Source organism: Ureibacillus sp. FSL K6-3587, from assembly GCF_038593165.1.
Classification (GTDB): Bacteria; Bacillota; Bacilli; order Bacillales_A; family Planococcaceae; genus Ureibacillus; species Ureibacillus suwonensis.
The window spans coordinates 2,523,933-2,544,809 of the sequence record NZ_CP151969.1 but is presented as its reverse complement, the minus strand read 5'-3'; the positions used below and the strand labels follow the sequence as shown (position 1 = coordinate 2,544,809).

The window sequence follows — 20,877 nt, the reverse complement described above, 5'->3', positions numbered from 1 at the left end:
GGACCTACCTTTCTGCTAATACCATAAGTGGAAATGTGATAATTTGCTTCCTAAAAAGAAATTGATTAATACAACAAAATAAGCATATATTTGAATCCATGCAAAAGAAGTGCCGGTTATTTTTCCCCTCTGCTTTAACAGCAGCACAACGACATAGATGATAAGAATAACGAAAGAACCGACAATTTTTGCATCAAAAATCGAAACAGAATCCACCTTCATAAATGCAGATTCCAACCCGAGCAATATACTGATGACCAAGATTGGGATGCCGATGATGATGGAGTAGTTCATCCATTGGGTCATTTGGGTCAAAGAAGGCAGCCGGGACCAAATCTTGGTATATTTCTTCTTTTTCAATAAACGATAAAGAACTAAATATAATATTGAAAAAACAAAAGAAATGGAAAATGCTGCATAGGCAAATATGGCAAAACTTATATGTATAAACAGCATTTCTGATTCTAATGTTTTTAATACAGGGTTCAAATTATTTGGCGCAAATAACCGGATGGTCATAAAAACAAATCCGAGGATATTGACGAAAAACACCGGCAAATCGACTCTTGCAATGCAATGCAAAAAAATCGACAAGGTTACAAGCAGCCAGGCGTAAAAATATATTCCTTCAGAAAGGGACAGAATCGGGAAACGTTTCGTTTCAAAAATATTTATTATAATAAAGGCCGTCTGCATCACCCATACAATGGAAATCAGCCAAAAAGCGGAACGACGGATGAAATCCTTTTTATAAAAATAATCTGTAAAATACAACATAATACTGATTGCATAAAGGACAACCATCATTTGATAAAGGTTGGACATCACTTCAGTCATACGAAACCCTTCTCCATCCAATACGTCTTAATCTCCAAACTAAAAGCGTTTCCGTATCAATAGTTTACCACATAGATACGAAAACGCCTTAAATTTCTTGCTTAAAATGATAATTTTGGTTGATTTTGAATATCTTGAACAGGTTCCTTTTCTGCGGCTGCCTTCAATTGTTGATTGCGAACTTCTTCTTGAACAAGTTCTTCGATTCCAAAAATTTGTTGATACAATTGAAGATTTTGGTTTGCTTTTGGTGAGTTGGCAATTTCCTTCGCCTGAAGGATTGGTTCCTTTAACAATTGATTGATGATGGATTTCGTATGCTTATTTAAAATTTTACGTTCCCGTTCTGTTAAATTTGGCATTTTATTTTCGATGCTTTTCATCGTTTCTTGCTGGATCATATCCGCTTTTTTGCGCAATGCCGCGATAATCGGCACTACACCCAGCGTTGCGATCCAGTCTTTAAATTCGTCAATCTCCTGTTCAATCATTCTTTCGATTTGTTGGGCGGCTTGTTTTCGTTCTGCCAGGTTTGCTTCCACAATTCCCTGCAAGTCATCGATATCGTATAAGAACACATTTGGCAAATCGCCGACTTTCGGATCGATATCCCTTGGAACAGCGATATCAACCAAAAATAACGGTTTCCCTTTACGCAAAGACTCCACAAATTGCATCAATTCATAGTCGATGACATATTGCGGCGAACCTGTTGAACTGATTAAAATGTCCGTATCCAGTAAAGTGCATTGCAATTCCTTGATCGATTTTGCTTGTCCATGGAATTTTTCCGCTAGCGACACCGCTTTTTCAAAGGTGCGATTCAATACCGTTACTTTACCTACACCGTTCCCATAAAGATTTTCCATTGCCAGCTCGCCCATTTTACCGGCACCTAAAATCGTTACGTGCTTATGTTTCAATGAACCAAAGATTTTCTTGGCAAGTTCGACAGCAGCATATGAAACAGAAACGGCATTTTCGTTGATTGTCGTTTCTTTATGCGCTTTTTTCGCAAAGGTGATGGCTTGTTTGAACAATCGGTTAAAAATCGTTCCCGTTGCACCGATTTCTTGCGCCTCAAGAAAACTTTTCTTCACTTGTCCCAAAATTTGCGTTTCGCCAAGAATCATCGAATCGATTCCTGCAGTTACGCGGAAAAGATGTTCCAAAGACTCTTCGCTTTCACGTATATATAAATATTGTTCGAACTCTTCAATCGGGATGTTGAACCAGTTTGATAAAAAACGTTTTATATAATAACGGCCTGTATGCAACTGATCAACGACCGCATATATTTCCGTTCTGTTACAAGTTGATACGATCACATCTTCAAGTATGCTCTTTTCTTTTTTCAACGCAGCCATCGCTTGTGCTAATTCACTTTCAATGAACGACAATTTTTCGCGAATTTCGACTGGCGCAGTTCGATAATTCAAGCCGACAACAAGTGTGTGCATGAACTTAACACCTCTCACGAACTATTTCATAACTTTAATTCTATCACAAAGAAAGCGCTATCCAAACGCAAATTGTGAAAAAGTTATGAAAAATATTTTTAATTTAAAATTATTCTAATGTAAGAATAACAAAATTCAGGCCCATTTTCAATGATAATAAACTTCAGGGTTAGTATTCATCAAATTTCGACAATTTACACTTTTGAATACATAAATAAAGAGCAATTTGGAAAATATAACGTTTTCCAACTTGCTCTGTTGTGAACTATGTATGGAATCACATGAACTTTTGAATTACAGCCCATGTTTCTTCCACTCCTACCCCAGTTTCCGCTGAGAACAGGATGAGAGGTTCTTCTTTATCCATTTCCAGCGTCTCTCTAACAACTTTTTTATGTTTATCCCACTTGCCTTTTGGAATTTTATCCGCTTTTGTTGCAACGACGATGGTTGGAATATTGTAGTACTTTAAAAAGTCATACATCATGCGGTCGTCTCCGGTAGGCGGATGCCGCAAATCCACAATCAATACGACCGCTTTCAAAACGCTGCGGCCGGTCAAATATCGTTCGATCATTTTGCCCCAGGCCTCGCGCTCTTTTTTGGAAACTTTGGCGTAGCCGTAGCCTGGAACATCCACGAAAAACAGCTCATTGTTGATTTTATAAAAGTTCAGTGTTTGTGTTTTCCCAGGCTTTGATGACGTACGGGCCAAAGATTTTCGGTTGAGCATTTTGTTGATGAAAGATGATTTCCCTACATTTGATCGGCCGGCCAAAGCAAACTCGGGGAGACCATCATCAGGGTACTGCTCCGGCTTTACGGCACTGATCACCATTTCCACTTGACTGATTTTCATTTAAAACCCTCCAACAAGGGCGATATTCAACACTTCTTCCGCTGTTTTAACAGGTTTAAAGGTCAACTCTCCGCGAACCGTTTCAGGAATATCATCAATATCCCGCTCATTGTCCTGAGGAATGATGATAGTTTTTAGTCCCGCACGGTGAGCACCCAAGGATTTTTCCTTTAACCCCCCAATCGGGAGAACTCGCCCTCTCAATGTTATTTCTCCGGTCATGCCGACTTCTTTTCTGATCGGTTTATTGGAAATGGCAGACACAAGAGCCGTGGCAATGGTAATCCCCGCGGATGGTCCATCTTTTGGTACCGCCCCTTCAGGCACGTGGATATGAATATCGTGCTGTTCAAAATAATCCGCATCCAAGTTGAGTCGATCGGATAAGGAACGGACATATGAAAGTGCCGTTTGGGCAGATTCTTTCATTACATCTCCCAATTTACCTGTAAGTAAAAGTTTTCCTTTGCCCGGTGTCAACGATACTTCAATTTGAAGCGTATCGCCGCCAACGGTTGTGTATGCCAATCCGGTAGCTACACCTACTTGGTCCTCCAATTCCGCTTGGCCGTAACGATATTTATGTTTGCCGAGCATTTCAACCAAGGATTTCGAATTGACAGTCACCCTTTTGCGTTCGCCGGAAACAATCACTTTTGCAACTTTGCGGCAAACGGCTGCTATTTGGCGTTGAAGGCCGCGTACCCCCGCTTCCCGAGTGTAGTAGCGGATCAAATCAACGATGGCTTCTTCTTTAAATACAATTTGAGATTTTTTCAAGCCGTTTTCTTCCAACTGTTTTGGAATGAGATGATTTTTTGCAATATTCAATTTTTCCATTTCCGTATATCCGGCAATGGAGATCACTTCCATCCGGTCCAACAACGGTCCCGGGATCGTGCTCAAATCATTGGCTGTGGCAATAAACATAACTTGTGACAAATCATACGGCTCTTCGATGTAATGATCGCTGAACGTATGGTTTTGTTCAGGGTCCAATACTTCAAGCATCGCCGCAGAAGGATCCCCTTTGAAGTCATTGGACATTTTATCGATTTCATCCAATAAAAATACCGGATTGATTGTGCCAGCTTTTTTCATGCCTTGGATGATCCGTCCCGGCATTGCCCCTACATATGTGCGCCGATGTCCGCGAATTTCCGACTCGTCTCGGACGCCCCCAAGGGAAACCCGGACAAATTTGCGGTTAAGGCTTTCCGCAATGGATCGGGCAAGGGATGTTTTCCCTACCCCAGGAGGGCCGACCAAGCAAAGGATCGGGCCACGAATGGAATTTTTCAATTGACGGACGGATAAGTATTCCAAAATGCGCTCTTTTACCTTTTCCAGTCCATCATGATCGCGGTTCAGAATTTCCTCGGCCAGTTTAATATCGAGCCGGTCTTCCGTTTTTTCTTTCCATGGAATTGTGACAAGCCACTCGATATAGTTTCTGATCACGCCGCTCTCTGCGCTGGCTGCAGGCAATTTTTCATAGCGGTCAAGTTCTTTCAGTGCCGCCTTTTGCGTGGATTCAGGCATTCCGGCCTCTTCAATCCGTTTTTTGAGATCCGCAATTTCGCCGGTCTTTCCTTCCCGGTCTCCAAGTTCCGCCTGAATCGCTTTCATCTGCTCACGCAAATAATATTCCTTTTGCGTACGTTCCATCGCCTGTTTTACTTTTGAATTGATTTTCTTTTCTAAATCCAATACTTCCTGTTCATCATGCAACCGGATCATTAGATGATCCAACCGCTTTTTGACATTGAACATGCTCAATACTTCTTGTTTTTCCGCAATTTTGAACGGCAGATGGGAAGCGATAATATCGGCAAGTCTTCCCGGCTCTTCGATGTCCATGACGGCTTGGATTGTTTCCGCCGTAATTTTATTGGAAGCTTTCGCATACTTTTCAAAGTAATTCATCACCGTGCGCATTAAAGCTTCAGTCTCAACGTCTTTTTCTTTTGAATCTTCGTGCAATTCAATATCCACCGTCGTGAAGTCGTCATTTTCTTGATAATTGATGATTTTTCCGCGGCATATTCCTTCCACCAAAATGCGCAAAGTACCGTTTGGCAACTTCAACATTTGTTTGACGGAGACATAAGTCCCAACCATATATAAATCTTCTTTTTCAGGCAGTTCCACCCGCAAATCCTTTTGGGCGGTTAAAAAAATCCGGCTGTCATTCATCATTGCATGTTCTAAAGCTGCGACGGAACGTTTTCTTCCAACATCAATATGTAATACCGTTGTAGGAAAAACGAGCAGTCCACGCAAAGGAAGCAGCGGAACATTTTTCTTTATTTCAGTCATGCGGGATCCTCACCTCCATTTTGATACTAAGAATGCACCCGCCTTTGCACATTTAGTATGTGAAAAAATAAGGAGTTTTCACTTGGATTTACATAGCAATTTCAAATAAGGTCGATTTCATAACAGCATTTACTATTGTCTTTTTCACTAATTATTATTCCTATAAAAGGATTATTGCCAATGCTTTTCAGAAATATTTTTACACGGAAGAACAATTGTAAAAAAATGTAATCTGTATTTTCGTTATAAAGAGCTGACTAACGAGAAATGCATAAGCAAATTCGCAGTCAGCTCTTTATGGATTCCTTATTTCAGTTCCTTGCTTCCAAGTTATGCGGAAGTTTTTTTATTGTCCTTCAAATCCTTCAATTCTGTTCCATCTTTTAAAATTAATTTTGGCTGTGCTTTATCTGTAATCGTTTCTTTTGTGATAATGCATTTTGCAATATCTTCACGGGATGGCAATTCGTACATCATATCAAGCATGACATTTTCAATGATGGAACGGAGTCCGCGGGCGCCTGTTTTGCGTTCAATGGCTTCTTTCGCGATCGCCCGAAGCGCTTCTTCTTCAAATTCCAATTCCACATTATCCAATTCAAGCATTTTTTGATATTGTTTCACCAATGCATTTTTCGGTTCATTTAAAATGCGGACTAAAGCATCCTCATTCAATTGCTCCAGTGTCGCAATGACAGGCAAACGGCCAATAAACTCCGGAATTAACCCGAATTTCAATAAATCTTCCGGAATTAATTGTGAAAGCAGAGAATCGCTTTCCACATTTTTATTTTTCGCATCAGAACCAAAGCCGATGACTTTTTGGCCTAAACGGCGTTTGATAATATTTTCGATTCCATCGAAGGCGCCACCAACAATAAATAAAATATTGGTTGTATCAATTTGCAAAAATTCCTGATGGGGGTGTTTACGGCCGCCTTGTGGAGGGACGCTGGCCACTGTACCTTCAAGAATTTTTAACAATGCTTGCTGTACTCCTTCACCTGATACATCACGTGTAATGGAAGGATTTTCGGATTTGCGGGCGATTTTATCAATTTCATCTATATAAATAATCCCTTTTTCGGCTCTTTCAATGTCATAATCAGCAGCTTGGATCAGTTTCAGCAAAATGTTTTCCACGTCTTCGCCAACGTAACCGGCTTCTGTCAAAGAAGTGGCATCCGCAATCGCAAAAGGCACATTTAAAATTCTCGCAAGTGTCTGAGCGAGCAATGTTTTCCCGCTACCAGTCGGCCCAATCAAAATAATATTGGATTTTGACAATTCCACATCATCTATTTTACTGTTTGAATTAATTCGTTTGTAATGGTTATATACAGCAACGGCAAGAGCTTTTTTCGCACGTTCTTGTCCAATCACATATTCGTCCAGAATGTTTAAAATTTCTTTCGGTTTTGGAACATCCTGAAAATCGATTTCCTCTTCTGCACCTAATTCCTCAACAACGATTTCGGAACAAAGTTCGATACATTCATCACAAATGTAAACTCCGGGTCCAGCTACCAATTTGCGCACTTGTTCCTGTGGTTTCCCACAAAAAGAACACTTTAAATTGCCTTTTTCATCATTAAATTTAAACAATTTGTTTCACCCCTATTCAAGCAACAATCATACAAGATATTAAACGCTTTAGCAAATAAGAAGTACTAGATGCTGTCGGTTTATATCTGTCAGTATGTAAAAATTTCTTGCTGGTATAAAACAAGGCACGGTAGTATATGCCGTACCTTGTCAGTGAAATTATTCAGTTATCCTCACTATCCATTTTAAAGGAAAACGGAAAATTATTCAGTAATTTTGGCATTCTCAACTAAAAATTCAACTGTTTTTTGTGTGCGGATATCGTTCTCTAAAATTTCAGTTGAACCGCCTAAAGCTGTAATGATTTGTTCTTTGTCCATTTTGAATTGTTCAGCCATTTTTTCAAGTTCTTTATCGATATCTTCTTGAGTCACTTCGATGTTTTCAGCTTTAGCGATTGCTTCCAATGTTAATGAAATGCGCACGCGAGTTTCCGCATCTTCTTTGAATTGCTCATGCAAGTCTTTTTCCGTTTGGCCAGAGAATTGATAATAAAGGTCAAGGGACATGCCTTGCATTTGAAGACGTTGAGCAAACTCGTCGATCATGCGATGAATTTCATTATGGATCATTGCTTCAGGGATATCCATTTCAGCATTTTCAGCCGCTTTTTCTACCAATTCGTCGCGAAGTGTGCTTTCAGCTTCGTTTTTCTTTTGTTCAGCCAATCTTTCTTTGATTTTGTTACGCAACTCGTCAACTGATTCAACTTCCGGATCAGCTTCTTTTGCGAATTCATCATTCAACTCAGGAAGCACTTTTGTTTTTACTTCTTTCACAGTCACTTTGAAAGTTGCATCTTTACCAGCAAGTTCTTCAGCATGGTATTCTTCAGGGAAAGTCACTTGAACATCTTTTGTTTCGCCAGCTTTTACGCCAACTAATTGATCTTCAAAACCAGGGATGAATTGGCCGGATCCGATTTCAAGAGAATAATCTTCTCCTTTTCCACCTTCAAAAGCTTCGTCGCCGATGAATCCTTCGAAGTCGATTACAGCGATATCGCCTTCAACGATTGGTTCATCCTCTTTGATTTCGAATTCAGCTTTTCTGTTCAATAAGTTTTGGATTTGTTCTTCCACTTCTTCATCCGTTACTTCTGTGCTTAATTTTTTCACTTCCAACCCTTTGTATTCTCCAAGTTTTGGTTCAGGTTTTACTGTCACTTTCGCAGTAAATGTAAAATCTTTATCTTTTTCAAAACCGTCAAGTTCACCGATTTCAGGATAATCTACTGGGAAGATGCCAGTTTCATCGACAGCTTTTGAGTATTCTTCAGGAACTAAAATTTCCAATGCATCTTGGTATAATGCTTCCACACCAAAACGTTTTTCAAAGATATTGCGTGGAACTTTTCCTTTACGGAATCCAGGCACGTTGATTTGTTTTACGATTTTTTGGAATGCTTGATCGAGTGCTTTATTCACTTTCTCAGCAGGAACTTCAATTGTTAATACTCCAGTGTTTCCATCTTTCTTTTCCCATTTTGCAGACATATATTAATACCTCCAAAAATAAATTACAAAATTTTTAACATTTGTTTATACGACTTTGACAACCATTTTAGTATATCATAAGTAGCCCGAGTTTCAACATTTTTCATGTTTATTGTAGTTCTGATAACATTTCTAATTCTTGTATGAAATGAAAAATTTCTTGATTTGCCCCTCTTTGTTGGCCAAACATTTGATGTACAAAATCAATATAACATTGCGCCACATCCTGCGGTTGAAAATCCAACCACTCAAAAGGATACGTTACTATTGAATGTTTTGCAATTAAATATTCAACCATTTCTAAAATCGAGGGTTCTTGCTGCAGTTGATCATTCACTATATTTGAAATCATTTTATATTGTGGCAACTCAGTTGGCAACCCAATTTTCGATGGATTTACCACAATTATCCTATCAAATTTCCCGATTTTTATTTCCATGTCAACCGCCTGTTCATTCATTAATATAAGAATAAGGCTTTTCACAAAGGGATGGATGCGGTCATGCTCCACGATTCTTTTTAGCTGCGGCAGAATCGGGCGAATATTGATCAAGGCCAATTCATTCAACTTTTTCACTTGTTCGTTTGGTTCCAGCGATAAAAAAGCATCCAATTCAAACATTTCAGGCTCATACTGTTTGACCGCCGCCGGGTGGTCATCTTGCTTTTCCATTCTCTCACTGATATTGGCATTCAATTCTTTCAATCTTTTAAACTGTTCCATTTTTTCCTGGGGTATTGCGCCTTCATCAAACAATGAGGAAATGATTCTTTCTACTTTTTTATATTCTTTTAATTGCATGCAAACCGTCAAATACAATTCCATAATTTCGAAATACATTGCCGGGCCGAGATTAAGCAGCTTTTCACAGACTTCCTTTGCCTTTTCATAGGATTTGGATTCATATAAAGAATATGCGTATATGCTCAGCAAATGCTCGTCGCCTTCAGTATATTGGAGGGCTTCTTCAAAATATCGGTTTGCCTTTTCAAACTGATTGGTTTTCATGTATTTTAACGCCTCTGAAAAGAGCCGTTCCACCGTTCCGGGGAAAACGATCACATTTTGGAAAGTCGCGTAGGAAGATTTCTTGTTTTTCACCTTTTTCACTCCATGGATAATGCAGATATGTTTGGCTGTTCACCCATTTTCTAAGATCCCGATTCAAAAATTCCTTTTATTTATATAATCCCCATTTATGGAATAATTCAACCAAAAATCCAACAATTATTATAGTAAATTAATTCTAATTTTTTGAACCTTTTTTCTTTGGTGATGGGCTAAATTTATTTCCTTATTAGAACATATTGAAAGGGATGAAACATTGTCAAGTTTCACCCCTTCAACATTTAATAAAAGTTACCTGATGATTCGTTCCCCTTCCAAATACACCACTTTCTTTTCCAGTTCCCTGACCCTTTTTTGCAATCTATTAATCATTCTATTTTGTTGGAGGATGAAGGATTTGATTTCTTCGAATGGCGCGTTTGAATTCTCATTCGGCAATTGTTCCTCACCGGCATTCTTGTTCACGATCCGGATTTGCGCTTTTTTGCCGGTCATTTCTTCCACCGTCAATGAAATGATATTTTTATAACGATGATTCAAACCGTCTTTAGAGAACTGGTTCTCTGTAAAAATACATAGCACCTCGCCATTCCATTCCCCCTCCGTTTTGGCGAAATACAGATCGTAACTTGCTTTGGGAATTTTCCAGCGGATCCGCTCCAACACTTCCGACCAAAATTCCATTGAGTCCATCCCTCTCTTTTGAAAAAAATGCGTATATCCACATTGTTACAAAATTTCATGAAATTTAATCAGTTCTCCAATATTTTGCGATACTTGATCATCTGAAAATTCCCATATGAATGCCGTAAAAAAAGAACGCCCATCAAACGTGATAGCGTTCTTTTTTATTGATTAAAAACTTGTATTCAGCAGTAACGACCGTTTCGCCCGTCTGTTTGATGATTTCCTGCTGGAACGTGACTACGCCCGTACCGTTCCCCTTATCTTTCAAGTCCGTCACTTTCAATTCCAGATGGATCGTGTCTCCTATAAAGGTCGGTTTTAAAAATCTCAGCTTTTCGATTCCATAAAAGGCGACGACCGCTTTCGGGCTCATTTCCAAAAGGCCAGTCCCGATCGACAGCACAAGCAGCCCATGGGCGATCCGCTGTTTGAAAATCGTATTTTTGGCATATTCCGAATCTGTATGTAACGGAAAAAAATCTCCGCTGACTCCGGAGAAATTCACAATATCGCTCTCCGTGATTGTACGGCCGCGCGATGTCCACGTTTCCCCCACTTCAAACTGTTCAAACGGCTTGTTCAGCATTATTTCTCCCCTTTTTACGCAATCAAACCAATATAATTATATATATGCCTGATTCATTCCGGATATGAAAGGATTTTCGAAAATTCCTACATTTTTCCCGCCGTTAACGAACCACAAATACATCGCATTTTGAATGTCGGACGATGCGCTCAGCCACTGAACCAAGCATCCATTTTTCGATTTTATTCAGCCCTGTGGCGCCGCAGACCATCAAATCCACATCAAGATTTGTTAAAATCGTTTTTGCCGCCCCTTCTTCCACCAATGTTTCCACTTTTTCAAGCCCTTCTTTTTCCGCTTTTTCTTTCCATTTTTCCAGTTCTGCCTTAGCCTTTTCTTTCATTTCGGCAGCATATTTTAAATCATAAGCTGCAACGGAACCAAAGGATTTTGTATCTACAACATGGACAATCAATAAAGTGGATTGAAATTTCTTGGCCAACTCAACCGCTTTTTTCAGCGCTTTTTTTGAGCCTTCCGAAAAGTCCACTGCTACAGCAATTTTTTTATAAATTCCCACGTTTATTCACTCCTTCGCTTAAACCCATTTTATCAAAAAACTGCCATCGATTATAGAGATTTCATCTATTTTCCGCATCCCCCATATTTGCTGGCCAACAAAAAAAGATTCAGTCAAAACTGAAATCTTTAAGCATTTTCTCCGCTAATCCGGTATGACTGATTTTATTATATTGCTCATAAAATTCTGTCACTTCTTGTAAAAGATTCGGTTCAACAACAATGCTCTTTTTCCCGATTTGAAATAAAACGAGGGGACGTCCTCTAAACAATTTGCTGTCAATGATTTTATGTGCATTCTGAATATACAGGGGCCCAGATGCCCGTTGGAAAATTTCAATTCGATGGCTTGATAGAAATTTCAAAATTTGCTTCACTGTCCAATCACTTTTAAAAAATATCAACGAAACGAGTTGGTAAGACTTCCCCACTTTGATCAGCTGCGCAAAACAGTCCCCCATTTGGACGCATTCCGTACGCTGGAAGTCGAATCGGTTTTCATAATCATGCACAAGGATATATTCAATGCTGTCCGGATATTCACGCAGTTCGTCGATCAATTTGGCATATTTGTATTGTTGAAAGTGAATAAGCTTTTCCTCTTTCAATCATTCCACCTGCCTTCGAATCGGAATAAACCTGAGAAACGTAAGCGTTTACAAAATCAAACGAAAACAATTTATTTTATTGTATGAAGTTTATTCTTCCATTTGAACTGCCATTGCAAAAAAACCAGCATGAAATTTTGTCTGTGCTCTCCGCAATTCCGCTTTTGTACCATACACCCCCAACAACTTGCCATACATTAAATACGAAAAGAGGGGGTGAATTTTATGTCAAAATATGATTCCGGATTCTTCGGAGGCAAAAATGACTTCGTTTTACTGGTGGTTCTCTTTATCTTACTCATCATTGTAGGCTCAAACTACAGTGGATATCACTATTATTGATTCTTATAACCCTCTTTCCTTTCAATTTCCGCCATGACTTCCTTTTACCGGCTTCTTTTCCTTTTTTTGCGGCCTAAAGCATGACTTTGGGCCGTTTTCTTTGGATGATATGCACTGTCAAAAAAAAAACCATTTTGAACAAACAAGTTCAAAATGGCTCCTCCCTAATTCAACATCCGATCGGGCAGTTTATGGTACATATCAAAAATTTCTTCAGCCGTTTCTTTGATAATGTCTTCATCACCTTGATCAATGGCGCTGTCCAATTTCGCATAAATCAATAATAAAATGCTTTTCGCTTCCACTTCGTCCATATATTGAATCTTCTGTTTAACAAATTGAATCCGATTCAATGTAGCCACCCCTCTTTTTCTATACAATTGCAATTATACTAAATGAATAAAAAAATTTGCCATGATTGAACCAATTTCATTGAAAGAATTGTCACAATTAAGAATAACACAAGTTTCATAGAATACAAAAAATAGGCTGCCATGAAGAACTTTCAAGGCAGCCTTTAATTCTTAAGCGTTTAAATCCACTATAATTCTACCTTTTGCTTGTCCTTTCAAGAGAATAGGAAAAGCATCAGGCAACTCTTCCAACGTCACTATTTTATTAATAAAATCTTCCAAATTATTTGGCTTGTACTCCGAAGCCAAACGGTTCCAAACTTCTTTTCTTGTTTCATAATTGCAATATGCGGAATCTATACCGAGTAGATCGACACCCCGTAATATAAATGGATACACCGTTGTCGGCAAGCTTGTCCCTCCTGTCAATCCACTTACGGCCACCTGTCCGCCCAGCTTAATTTGGCTCAAAATGGATGCAAGGGATTCCCCGCCAACAGGATCCACCGCCGCAATCCATCGTTGTTTCGCCAAAGACTTCGGTCTTCCCGCACTGACCACTTCTTCCCTGGAAATCACCGAATTGGCTCCAAGACTTTTAAGAAATTCATGTTCCGATTCTTTTCCGGTACTTGCTTCGACATCATATCCCAGTTTTGATAAAATCGCCACGGCAAAGCTGCCTACGCCGCCTGTTGCCCCCGTTACGAGCACTTTACCTTGGTCAGGTTTCAACCCGTTTTGTTCAAGCCGATAAATGGATAAGGCTGCAGTGAATCCTGCCGTTCCAATCACCATGGATTCTTTTAAGGAAAGCCCTTTCGGAAGCGGCACAATCCAATCGGCTGGAATCCGCGCATACTCGCTATAACCCCCAAAGTGGGAAACGCCGATTTCATAACTTGTTGCAATCACTTCATCGCCTTCCTGAAAACGCGGATCTTCCGATGCAACGACGACGCCGGCCAAATCGATTCCCGGCACAAAAGGATAATTTCTTACAATATTTCCGTTCGGAATGCTTGCAAGACTGTCTTTATAGTTTACACCGGAATAATGAACACGTATCAATACTTCCCCTTTTGGCAAATCGTCAAATGACAATTGCCGAAGTTCAATGGCAACATCTTCGCCTTGTTTATCAACGACTAATGCTTTAAATTGTGACATCTCCATTTCCCCTTTCTGCATCCTATTTTACATAATTTATTCCAACATTACCTGTAATATGAGAAATTTTCATTTAAAACGGCTTGGCAGAATGGGTGGATCCATCCGCTTCATAGAGAAATTATTTATTGAATAAATAAAGCGAAACGATCAGCAACAGAATCGAAATCATTTTCGTGCCGGTGATTGGATATCTTTCTCCTCCAAACAAGCCAAAATGATCAATGATGGCCCCCACGGCGATTTGCCCCAATACGACTGCCATCAATGTGGATGTCACACCGATTTTATTGACTGAAAAGATTAGAATGGATACATAAATGGCTCCTAAAATCCCGCCGATCAACTGCCATTTTGGCACTTCTGTGACGGCCAAAATATTTCCTTTCCCGAAAAAGATGGTAAAGAAGAACAGCACCAATGTTCCGATCAGAAAAGAAATAAAGGAACCTTCTATCAAACCGATTTTTTGGCCCAATCCCCCATTCACTTTACTTTGCACCGCCACCGCCACTCCGCCCAGAGCCGCAATGAGCGCGATCAACAATTTCATCATCAGCTTCTTCCCCTTTTCTATAAACCTGCTAGTTTATATATTATGAAAAACTTAGCAAATTATCATTTTCCATGCAAAACCGGCTTCTCCTGTCAAAGAATTATAATAAAATTTCCTTTCAAGTGGGTTATACTAAAGTAAGAATAAAGGAGGTTACTTTGGATGAATTTGGAAAAGATTTATCTTGAACGCTGTGATAAAGAAACGGAAGAAACGGTTGAAATAGAATCTCCAAAATTCTTGGATACATCGATTTCCTATTTCAAAAAGCATTTAAATGAATTTCTTTATATTGAGTCTTCCACTTTTAATGAAATCAAGGTGGATGCCCTTTCCATTGAAGTGGACGATGTGTTCCGGACATATATGGCTTTATTTGGATTAAGAGCACAAAAGAAACATGGGGAAGCCATAAAAAATTATTTGGAAGAACATCTACATACAGATGCAATCAAAAACTACAGCGCCCTTTTTTCTGCTGATGAAGGCTTGTGGGAAATCAATTTGCCGCTGGATTATATTGAAGGCTTTAAAGAAGATATGACCATCGGACAAGCAATCTCTTTGACTTATGATTTTGTGCAAAATTTGCTGGGTCATCTCCAAGAAAATAAATGAGCCTCCTTTTTACAGGAGGCTCATTTATCAACGATGGCCACGTTCCTCAACTGATCCGCAATTTCTTTTGGGGAATGGGCTACATAGGCCGGCTTTTCTTTCTCAATCAATTCAAAACTGTCCAGTCCCCAACTCACCCACATGAAAGGCACGCCAACTTTGTTGCATGCTTGGATATCCCGCAATTCATCCCCGACATACAAAAGTTCTTGAGGGGCTAATTGATGGCGCTTCATAAACTTCCGTATCGCCGCATCTTTCCCGAAAAGTCTGCGGGCGGAAATCACTTCGGAAACCGAATCGATGTTTTCACGCTTCAATATTTCCACTATATTATCCTTTTTATTGGATGATATGATTGCAATTTCATACCCTCCGGCATGCAGGGATTCCAGCATTTCTTTGACTCCATCAAATAATGGCACTTCCCGGATATGCTCATTAAAATATTGGTGGATCTTTGGCAAAATGATGGACAGTTTGTGCATCGGAAAATGATATTTTTTTGCCCTGCTATAATTATCGAGGTGTTGAATCTCCTGCAGCTCTTCTAAAGTTAATGGCAAATAGTTGTATTTTTTTGCGTAAGCATTCCAAGCATTTACGTAAACTTCCGCCGAATTCGCAAGCGTCCCATCAAAATCGAAAATGATGTATTTCATTTCAACTTGGCGCCCCCTCTCAATTGAGAAAAAGATGCATTCTCAATTTAAAATCAAAAAAATTATTTCTTGGAAGGTGGGTTGCAGCTTGCATTGCAATGGTCTGCGATTTCGCAACTTGCACATACACCTTTTTTGCTTTTCTTAATAGAATGATATAACGCCCAAAATGCATAGCCAAAAATAACGATTCCAAGAATTATGCTGATAATCATTAAAAGCCGCCCTTTCTATTGACCAATTCCTAACAACAATCCGCCCTGATAGATAATAAAAGAAATTGTGTATGCAACTATCAGTCCATAAATAATGGAGAAATACATCCATTTTCTTGATCCTGTTTCCTTTTTAATGGTTGCAACCGTCGCTAAACATGGCACGTACAGCAAAATAAACACCATGAAACTGTATGCGGATAATGGCGTGAATACCCCTGATAATAGATGCTGCAAGCTTGCTCCATCCGGTACAAAATAGATGACATTCATTGATGACACAACGATTTCTTTGGCAAGGAATCCGGTAAATAAGCTTGCCGCAGCCTGCCAAGTGCCAAATCCTAAAGGTGCAAAGATTGGAGCAATCCATTGGCTGATCAACGCCAAGAAACTTTCATCGGGTTGTACATTTGTTCCATCAGGCCCCACATAAGTGAGCAGCCAAATAATGACCGTTCCTCCCAATATAAACGTTCCGGCTTTTTTTACAAACCCTTTCCCTTTATCCCAAGTGCTTCTCAACAATGTCCGCACTTGAGGAACCCGATACGGTGGCAACTCGATGACAAAAATCGATTCTTCGGTTCTAATAAAGAAAGAAAAGAGTTTTGCCAAAATAATGGCGACAACAATTCCGAGTACATATAACGATAACACAATCAATGCCTTGTGTTCCTCAAAAAATACACTCACAAATAAACTGTAAACGGTTAGCCGTGCCGAACATGACATTAAAGGGGTTAATAGAATGGTCAATAATCTCTCTTTTGGCTGTTCGATCGTTCTGGCCCCCATAATGCCGGGAACGTTGCATCCAAAGCCGATAATCAAAGGGATGAACGCTTTTCCGTTCAAGCCGACAAGTTCCAATATGCGGTCCATAATCACGGCTATCCGGGACATGTATCCTGAATCTTCAAGCAATGAAATGAAGAAGAACAGGATAAAAATTTGCGGAACAAAAACGAGAACCCCACCGACACCGCCAATAATCCCTTCAATGATCAAACTTTGGATAAATGGCGATACTTGCAATGCTTCCAAAGCTCTTTCAACCGCCGCAGAAAATGGACCGGATAAAATTCCGTCCAAAAAGTCGGACAGTGGTGAACCAAGCCAATCAAAAGTCAATTTAAAGATCAGAAACATCAATTCCAAGAAAATGATGACACCACACACACTGTGGGTCACAATGGCATCAATCAATTCAGTGAAACTGTTTTTCTTGTTTTTTTGTTCCGTTACACAATAATCCAATACAGATTGAATAAAGTCCTGCCGCTTTTTGAACAACCATTGGCTGATGGATTTTACCCCATATTGCCGTTTTATTTTTTCTTCACTATCTTTTATCAAATAATCAATTAATGCAAAATCCATCATTTCGCTCAATTTATTTCTGACGACAAAATTCCCGTCAATCAATTGGATCGCCAGCCAGCGTCGATTGATCTTGCTATAGCTGGGTAGCAATTTTATGATTTCATCGATTAACTTTTCAATCTCCGGTCCATAATCAATTTTTATGGATGACCTGTGTAAATTTTGCTCGTCCAAACGCTTTAATAATTTATCGCATCCATGACCCGATCTGGCGATGATGGGGACGACCGTCACTCCCAACTTTTCGGATAGTTTTTCCGGATCGACAAGAATCCCCTTTGATTTCGCTACATCCGTCATATTCAGTCCGATGATGAGTGGAGCCCCAAATTCAAGAAGCTGGATGGTCAATTGCATATTCCGGAGCAACTGTGAAGCATCCACTATATTAATAATTCCGTGGAAGGTGCCGTTCATCAAATATTCGGTTGCAACGGCTTCATCTTTGGAAAGTGGATTGATGGTATAAATGCCGGGCAGATCGATCAATTGCCCCTTTTCATTTGATAAATCACCCACTTTTTTCTCGACTGTAACGCCACTCCAGTTACCGACGTAGGCATATGAATCCGTTAATATATTAAAAAGGGAGGTTTTTCCTGTGTTGGGATTTCCAAAAAGTGCAAACTCCATTTTTACATTTCCTCCACTTCAATACAGTTGACGTCTTTTTTCCGCAAACTGATTTGCTGGCCGCATACTTCCAATATATATGGACCGCCAAAAGGCATTTTACGGATGCAAGTAACTTCGACCCCTTCTATGACACCTAGATCTAAAAGTCTTTTCTGAACAATTCTATTTAAGTTTGATAGATTACAAATTCTATATTTTGCCCCTATCTGTCCCTCTGTCAGTTTCAAAATCGTTTTCTCCTCCCAAACAATAACAAAAGTAATATTACAAAATCATCTATTTTAATGTAAAGTGTAGATCTAAAAATAACAAAAGAATATTTTTTGAATTTTTCGGATCACTGTCCTTCGAATGGGGAGGAGCATTTTGTTGTTCCAAAATATAGAAAAACTTTTCTCAAGCGCCTTCATTAAGGATTTGACAAAAAGGGCAAAAAAGATAGTAGGGATGATTCATCCTTACTATCTCCAAAATGAATGGTATGAAATCATTTTTAGAATGCGGAAGTCCAGCCGGCATCGGCAACGACAACCGTACCGTTGACGAAACTTGCGTCATCGGATGCCAAGAATAAAGCAACTTTTGCGATTTCTTCCGGTTTACCTGAACGCGGTGTTAATTTATGGGTCATTCCTGAACGCTCCATACCCAATTGGCTGACGTTCGTAATGCTTGCGCCTATGTTTGTTTCAACGGCTCCAGGAGCAATACCATTTACACGGATCCCTTTTTGTGCATACATAAAACCGGTATTTTTCGTTAAACCGACCAGTGCATGTTTGGATGCGACATAAGCTGCGCCGGCATGAGCCCCGTTCAATCCACCCGTTGAAATCGTATTGATGATGATTCCTTGTTTATTGTTGTCCAACCAATAGTTCACCGCTTTGCGCATTGCACGCATGACACCTTTTAAGTTGATGTCAAAGATGCGGTCCCATTTTTCATCCGTAATTTCGCCGACCGGTTCGAAGCCGTCCATGATGCCTGCATTATTCACAAGAATATCGAGTGTACCGTATTCGTTGATGGCTGTCTGGATCATATTTTCAACGTCTTCCAACTTCGATACATCCGCTTGAACCGCCATGCTTGTCCCGCCGTTTTTCGCAATTTCTTCTGAAACCGCTTTCGCACCTTCCAAATTGTAATCCGCAATAATGACCTTTGCGCCTTCCTTCGCATACAACTCCGCAATCGCTTTCCCCATTCCTGAAGCGGCACCTGTTACAATCGCAACTTTGTCTTGTAATTTCATTGAAATCCCTCCAGTTCTTTCATCTATATCTATATTTTAAATTTTCAAAATAAACACTTCAAGCACAGTTGGTAGAAATCACTGTAATTATTCTTCTATATATTTTTCATGTTGGATAGATTCCAAAGTTATAAAATCTCCCACCGGCTATACAAACGTACAGACACTTTTCCCCCTTCATCCATACATTAATACTGGAAGGGGGTGAAAAGCATGGGCTACAATAACAGCTACGGCGGCGGCTATGGCGGCTACGGCTGCGGTTTCAACAACAACTTCGCACTACTTGTAGTGCTCTTTATTTTGTTGATTATTGTTGGAACTAGCTTCGGCTCCAAAGGATTCTATTAATTTGGATAAAGAGAAAAGTTGGCATTCACCACCCAAAACCCTGACCGACACTACGCAAAATCCAAAGTCCCAACGCAACGGTTGGGACTTATTCCATTGAAACAAGCGGCCAAAAATGGACATTCAACTGTTTTGAATAATGAATTACCGGCCGGAAGGATTGGGGATTTAGTCTGAATGTCGAGAAAATATTGTTTTCCATGCCTATCAAATCGATATTCTGTATGATCCATGACTCATGAAAAATATCTCCGCGCAGCAACTTCCCTTTGGGGCCCGTTGTATAAAAACAATATCTTTCCAACAGCCATTCCCCTAAAGAACCCTTTTCCACAGGAGAAGCCGGCGATTGGACACGATATTCACATACCAAAGGGATGGGATGTGCTCTGCTTTCAAAACAAACTGTTTCTCCTGTTCTCCTGAGGGATATATCCATATAAAGATAAGGCAATTGAAAGAACGATTTTGCCGCGATTGCCGCTAATCTGTTACGGATTGCCAACTTAAAAAAATAGATCCCCGGCTTTTCACCCGCTTTCACATAAGTCCTCACATTGATTCCCGGGATGCCGGCCCCCATCGGAATGGAAGGAAGGCCGCGAAATCCTGAAGCTTTCATCATATACGGGACAATTGTCACCCATCCGGTTCCCTCATAAGTATCAAGTTCCAGATTGGGAGGCAAATGCAATTCCAGCACTTCTTTTTTCACCGGATAATGCAAAAACAGGATGTCACTCCAGGTTTGTTTCATTAACCAAGGTATTTTCGCCGGTAATACATATTTGTTTGATGCATAAGATTCGCCCATCGTTCTCCCCAATCAACGTGTTAATCTCTCCATCACTATTCCCAAATTTTCATCAAATTATATCCGGAACTGTGAAAGTATGATTATTTTCAACTTGGCAATAATGATAATGACTTCGTTGACATTGGAGGGTTATTGCATGAATATTCAACGCGCGAAAGAAATAGTGGAATCCGGCGCAATCGCAAATGTTTTATTTAACGGCCAACGCATTTATATTCAAAATGTTGACGAACAGAAAGGGACAGCACGCATCTATCCGTTAGATGACCCTGAAAATGAAAAAGAAGTGCCTGTTGAACAATTATTGGAAAATTAATCGCTTTTTCTTGCAAAAAAGTGCGCAGGTTTTTACTGCGCACTTTTGCTTATTATGGATATAGATTTGAAGTGGCAAACTTGACTTTTTATTTTTTACGAATAATGTGATATATTTAGAGGCATGTTTAGACGGTCCAAAACGACTGTCTC

At 39.7% G+C, this 20,877-nt stretch carries 24 protein-coding genes; 4 read left to right on the top strand and 20 right to left on the bottom strand.

Going from position 1 to position 20,877, the window contains the following annotated elements; all coding sequences use genetic code 11:
• Positions 1 to 15: 15 nt before the first annotated feature.
• From ccsA to NSS77_RS12620, 11 genes are all read right to left on the bottom strand, one after another.
• Positions 16 to 837 carry a cytochrome c biogenesis protein CcsA gene (gene ccsA / locus NSS77_RS12670; protein WP_342469060.1) on the bottom strand — a complete coding sequence of 274 codons (822 nt, stop codon included), beginning with the start codon at positions 835 to 837 and terminating at the stop codon, positions 16 to 18.
• Positions 838 to 938: 101 nt separating this feature from the next.
• Complete coding sequence (gene hemA, locus NSS77_RS12665) at positions 939 to 2,297, bottom strand: glutamyl-tRNA reductase (RefSeq protein WP_342469059.1); 1,359 nt, start codon at positions 2,295 to 2,297, stop codon at positions 939 to 941.
• Between the two features lie 277 nt (positions 2,298 to 2,574).
• Positions 2,575 to 3,156 carry a ribosome biogenesis GTP-binding protein YihA/YsxC gene (gene yihA, locus NSS77_RS12660; RefSeq protein ID WP_342469058.1) on the bottom strand — a complete coding sequence of 194 codons (582 nt, stop codon included), beginning with the start codon at positions 3,154 to 3,156 and terminating at the stop codon, positions 2,575 to 2,577.
• Entirely contained in the window at positions 3,157 to 5,475 is a 2,319-nt protein-coding gene (gene lon, locus NSS77_RS12655; RefSeq protein ID WP_342469057.1) for an endopeptidase La, read from the bottom strand.
• Positions 5,476 to 5,805: 330 nt separating this feature from the next.
• Positions 5,806 to 7,080 carry an ATP-dependent protease ATP-binding subunit ClpX gene (clpX, locus tag NSS77_RS12650; protein ID WP_342469056.1) on the bottom strand — a complete coding sequence of 425 codons (1,275 nt, stop codon included), beginning with the start codon at positions 7,078 to 7,080 and terminating at the stop codon, positions 5,806 to 5,808.
• Positions 7,081 to 7,283: 203 nt separating this feature from the next.
• A complete protein-coding gene (gene tig, locus NSS77_RS12645; protein WP_342469055.1) occupies positions 7,284 to 8,576 on the bottom strand; it encodes a trigger factor in 1,293 nt (430 codons plus the stop codon).
• A gap of 109 nt (positions 8,577 to 8,685) precedes the next feature.
• Positions 8,686 to 9,678 carry a hypothetical protein gene (locus NSS77_RS12640; protein ID WP_342469054.1) on the bottom strand — a complete coding sequence of 331 codons (993 nt, stop codon included), beginning with the start codon at positions 9,676 to 9,678 and terminating at the stop codon, positions 8,686 to 8,688.
• Between the two features lie 258 nt (positions 9,679 to 9,936).
• Positions 9,937 to 10,329: a DnaA N-terminal domain-containing protein gene (locus tag NSS77_RS12635; RefSeq protein WP_342469053.1), complete on the bottom strand. Its 393-nt coding sequence runs from the start codon at positions 10,327 to 10,329 to the stop codon at positions 9,937 to 9,939.
• A 142-nt stretch (positions 10,330 to 10,471) separates the two neighbouring features.
• Positions 10,472 to 10,918 (bottom strand): MaoC/PaaZ C-terminal domain-containing protein, encoded by a 447-nt coding sequence (locus NSS77_RS12630; protein ID WP_342469052.1) that lies wholly within the window; start codon positions 10,916 to 10,918, stop codon positions 10,472 to 10,474.
• A 103-nt stretch (positions 10,919 to 11,021) separates the two neighbouring features.
• Positions 11,022 to 11,438: a universal stress protein gene (locus tag NSS77_RS12625; RefSeq protein ID WP_342469051.1), complete on the bottom strand. Its 417-nt coding sequence runs from the start codon at positions 11,436 to 11,438 to the stop codon at positions 11,022 to 11,024.
• A gap of 109 nt (positions 11,439 to 11,547) precedes the next feature.
• Positions 11,548 to 12,045, bottom strand: coding sequence for a hypothetical protein (locus NSS77_RS12620; RefSeq protein WP_342469050.1), 498 nt, complete (start codon positions 12,043 to 12,045; stop codon positions 11,548 to 11,550).
• 225 nt (positions 12,046 to 12,270) lie between these two features.
• Here NSS77_RS12620 and NSS77_RS12615 point away from each other — a divergent pair, with 225 nt between their 5' ends.
• On the top strand, positions 12,271 to 12,387 hold the full coding sequence (locus tag NSS77_RS12615; protein ID WP_342469049.1) for a YjcZ family sporulation protein: 117 nt from the start codon (positions 12,271 to 12,273) through the stop codon (positions 12,385 to 12,387).
• Between the two features lie 164 nt (positions 12,388 to 12,551).
• Here NSS77_RS12615 and NSS77_RS12610 read toward each other — a convergent pair whose 3' ends face one another.
• The 3 genes from NSS77_RS12610 to NSS77_RS12600 all read right to left on the bottom strand — a co-directional run bounded on the left by NSS77_RS12610 (position 12,552) and on the right by NSS77_RS12600 (position 14,463).
• Positions 12,552 to 12,740, bottom strand: a complete 189-nt coding sequence (locus tag NSS77_RS12610; protein ID WP_342469048.1) for a hypothetical protein — start codon at positions 12,738 to 12,740, stop codon at positions 12,552 to 12,554.
• Positions 12,741 to 12,911: 171 nt separating this feature from the next.
• Positions 12,912 to 13,916, bottom strand: a complete 1,005-nt coding sequence (locus NSS77_RS12605) for an acryloyl-CoA reductase (protein WP_342469047.1) — start codon at positions 13,914 to 13,916, stop codon at positions 12,912 to 12,914.
• A 115-nt stretch (positions 13,917 to 14,031) separates the two neighbouring features.
• Positions 14,032 to 14,463: a DMT family transporter gene (locus NSS77_RS12600; protein WP_342471278.1), complete on the bottom strand. Its 432-nt coding sequence runs from the start codon at positions 14,461 to 14,463 to the stop codon at positions 14,032 to 14,034.
• Between the two features lie 165 nt (positions 14,464 to 14,628).
• Here NSS77_RS12600 and NSS77_RS12595 point away from each other — a divergent pair, with 165 nt between their 5' ends.
• Positions 14,629 to 15,084, top strand: coding sequence for a hypothetical protein (locus tag NSS77_RS12595; protein WP_342469046.1), 456 nt, complete (start codon positions 14,629 to 14,631; stop codon positions 15,082 to 15,084).
• Positions 15,085 to 15,104: 20 nt separating this feature from the next.
• Here the strand turns inward: NSS77_RS12595 and NSS77_RS12590 are convergent, their stop codons facing one another.
• From NSS77_RS12590 to NSS77_RS12570, 5 genes are all read right to left on the bottom strand, one after another.
• Entirely contained in the window at positions 15,105 to 15,746 is a 642-nt protein-coding gene (locus tag NSS77_RS12590; RefSeq protein WP_342469045.1) for an HAD hydrolase-like protein, read from the bottom strand.
• A 62-nt stretch (positions 15,747 to 15,808) separates the two neighbouring features.
• The gene (locus tag NSS77_RS12585; RefSeq protein WP_342469044.1) at positions 15,809 to 15,961 is read right to left on the bottom strand and encodes a FeoB-associated Cys-rich membrane protein; all 153 of its coding nucleotides are present in this window, start codon (positions 15,959 to 15,961) and stop codon (positions 15,809 to 15,811) included.
• Between the two features lie 15 nt (positions 15,962 to 15,976).
• On the bottom strand, positions 15,977 to 17,980 hold the full coding sequence (gene feoB / locus NSS77_RS12580) for a ferrous iron transport protein B (RefSeq protein ID WP_342469043.1): 2,004 nt from the start codon (positions 17,978 to 17,980) through the stop codon (positions 15,977 to 15,979).
• Between the two features lie 2 nt (positions 17,981 to 17,982).
• The gene (locus NSS77_RS12575) at positions 17,983 to 18,210 is read right to left on the bottom strand and encodes a FeoA family protein (RefSeq protein WP_342469042.1); all 228 of its coding nucleotides are present in this window, start codon (positions 18,208 to 18,210) and stop codon (positions 17,983 to 17,985) included.
• 266 nt (positions 18,211 to 18,476) lie between these two features.
• The gene (locus tag NSS77_RS12570; protein WP_342469041.1) at positions 18,477 to 19,241 is read right to left on the bottom strand and encodes an SDR family oxidoreductase; all 765 of its coding nucleotides are present in this window, start codon (positions 19,239 to 19,241) and stop codon (positions 18,477 to 18,479) included.
• Positions 19,242 to 19,454: 213 nt separating this feature from the next.
• Between NSS77_RS12570 and NSS77_RS12565 the strand changes: the two genes are divergently transcribed.
• Positions 19,455 to 19,592, top strand: a complete 138-nt coding sequence (locus NSS77_RS12565; RefSeq protein ID WP_342469040.1) for a YjcZ family sporulation protein — start codon at positions 19,455 to 19,457, stop codon at positions 19,590 to 19,592.
• An 88-nt stretch (positions 19,593 to 19,680) separates the two neighbouring features.
• Here the strand turns inward: NSS77_RS12565 and NSS77_RS12560 are convergent, their stop codons facing one another.
• A complete protein-coding gene (locus tag NSS77_RS12560; RefSeq protein WP_342469039.1) occupies positions 19,681 to 20,406 on the bottom strand; it encodes a DUF2071 domain-containing protein in 726 nt (241 codons plus the stop codon).
• 139 nt (positions 20,407 to 20,545) lie between these two features.
• On the opposite strand from NSS77_RS12560, the gene NSS77_RS12555 reads away from it, so the two are divergent.
• Entirely contained in the window at positions 20,546 to 20,725 is a 180-nt protein-coding gene (locus NSS77_RS12555) for a small acid-soluble spore protein H (protein WP_342469038.1), read from the top strand.
• Positions 20,726 to 20,877: the final 152 nt, after the last annotated feature.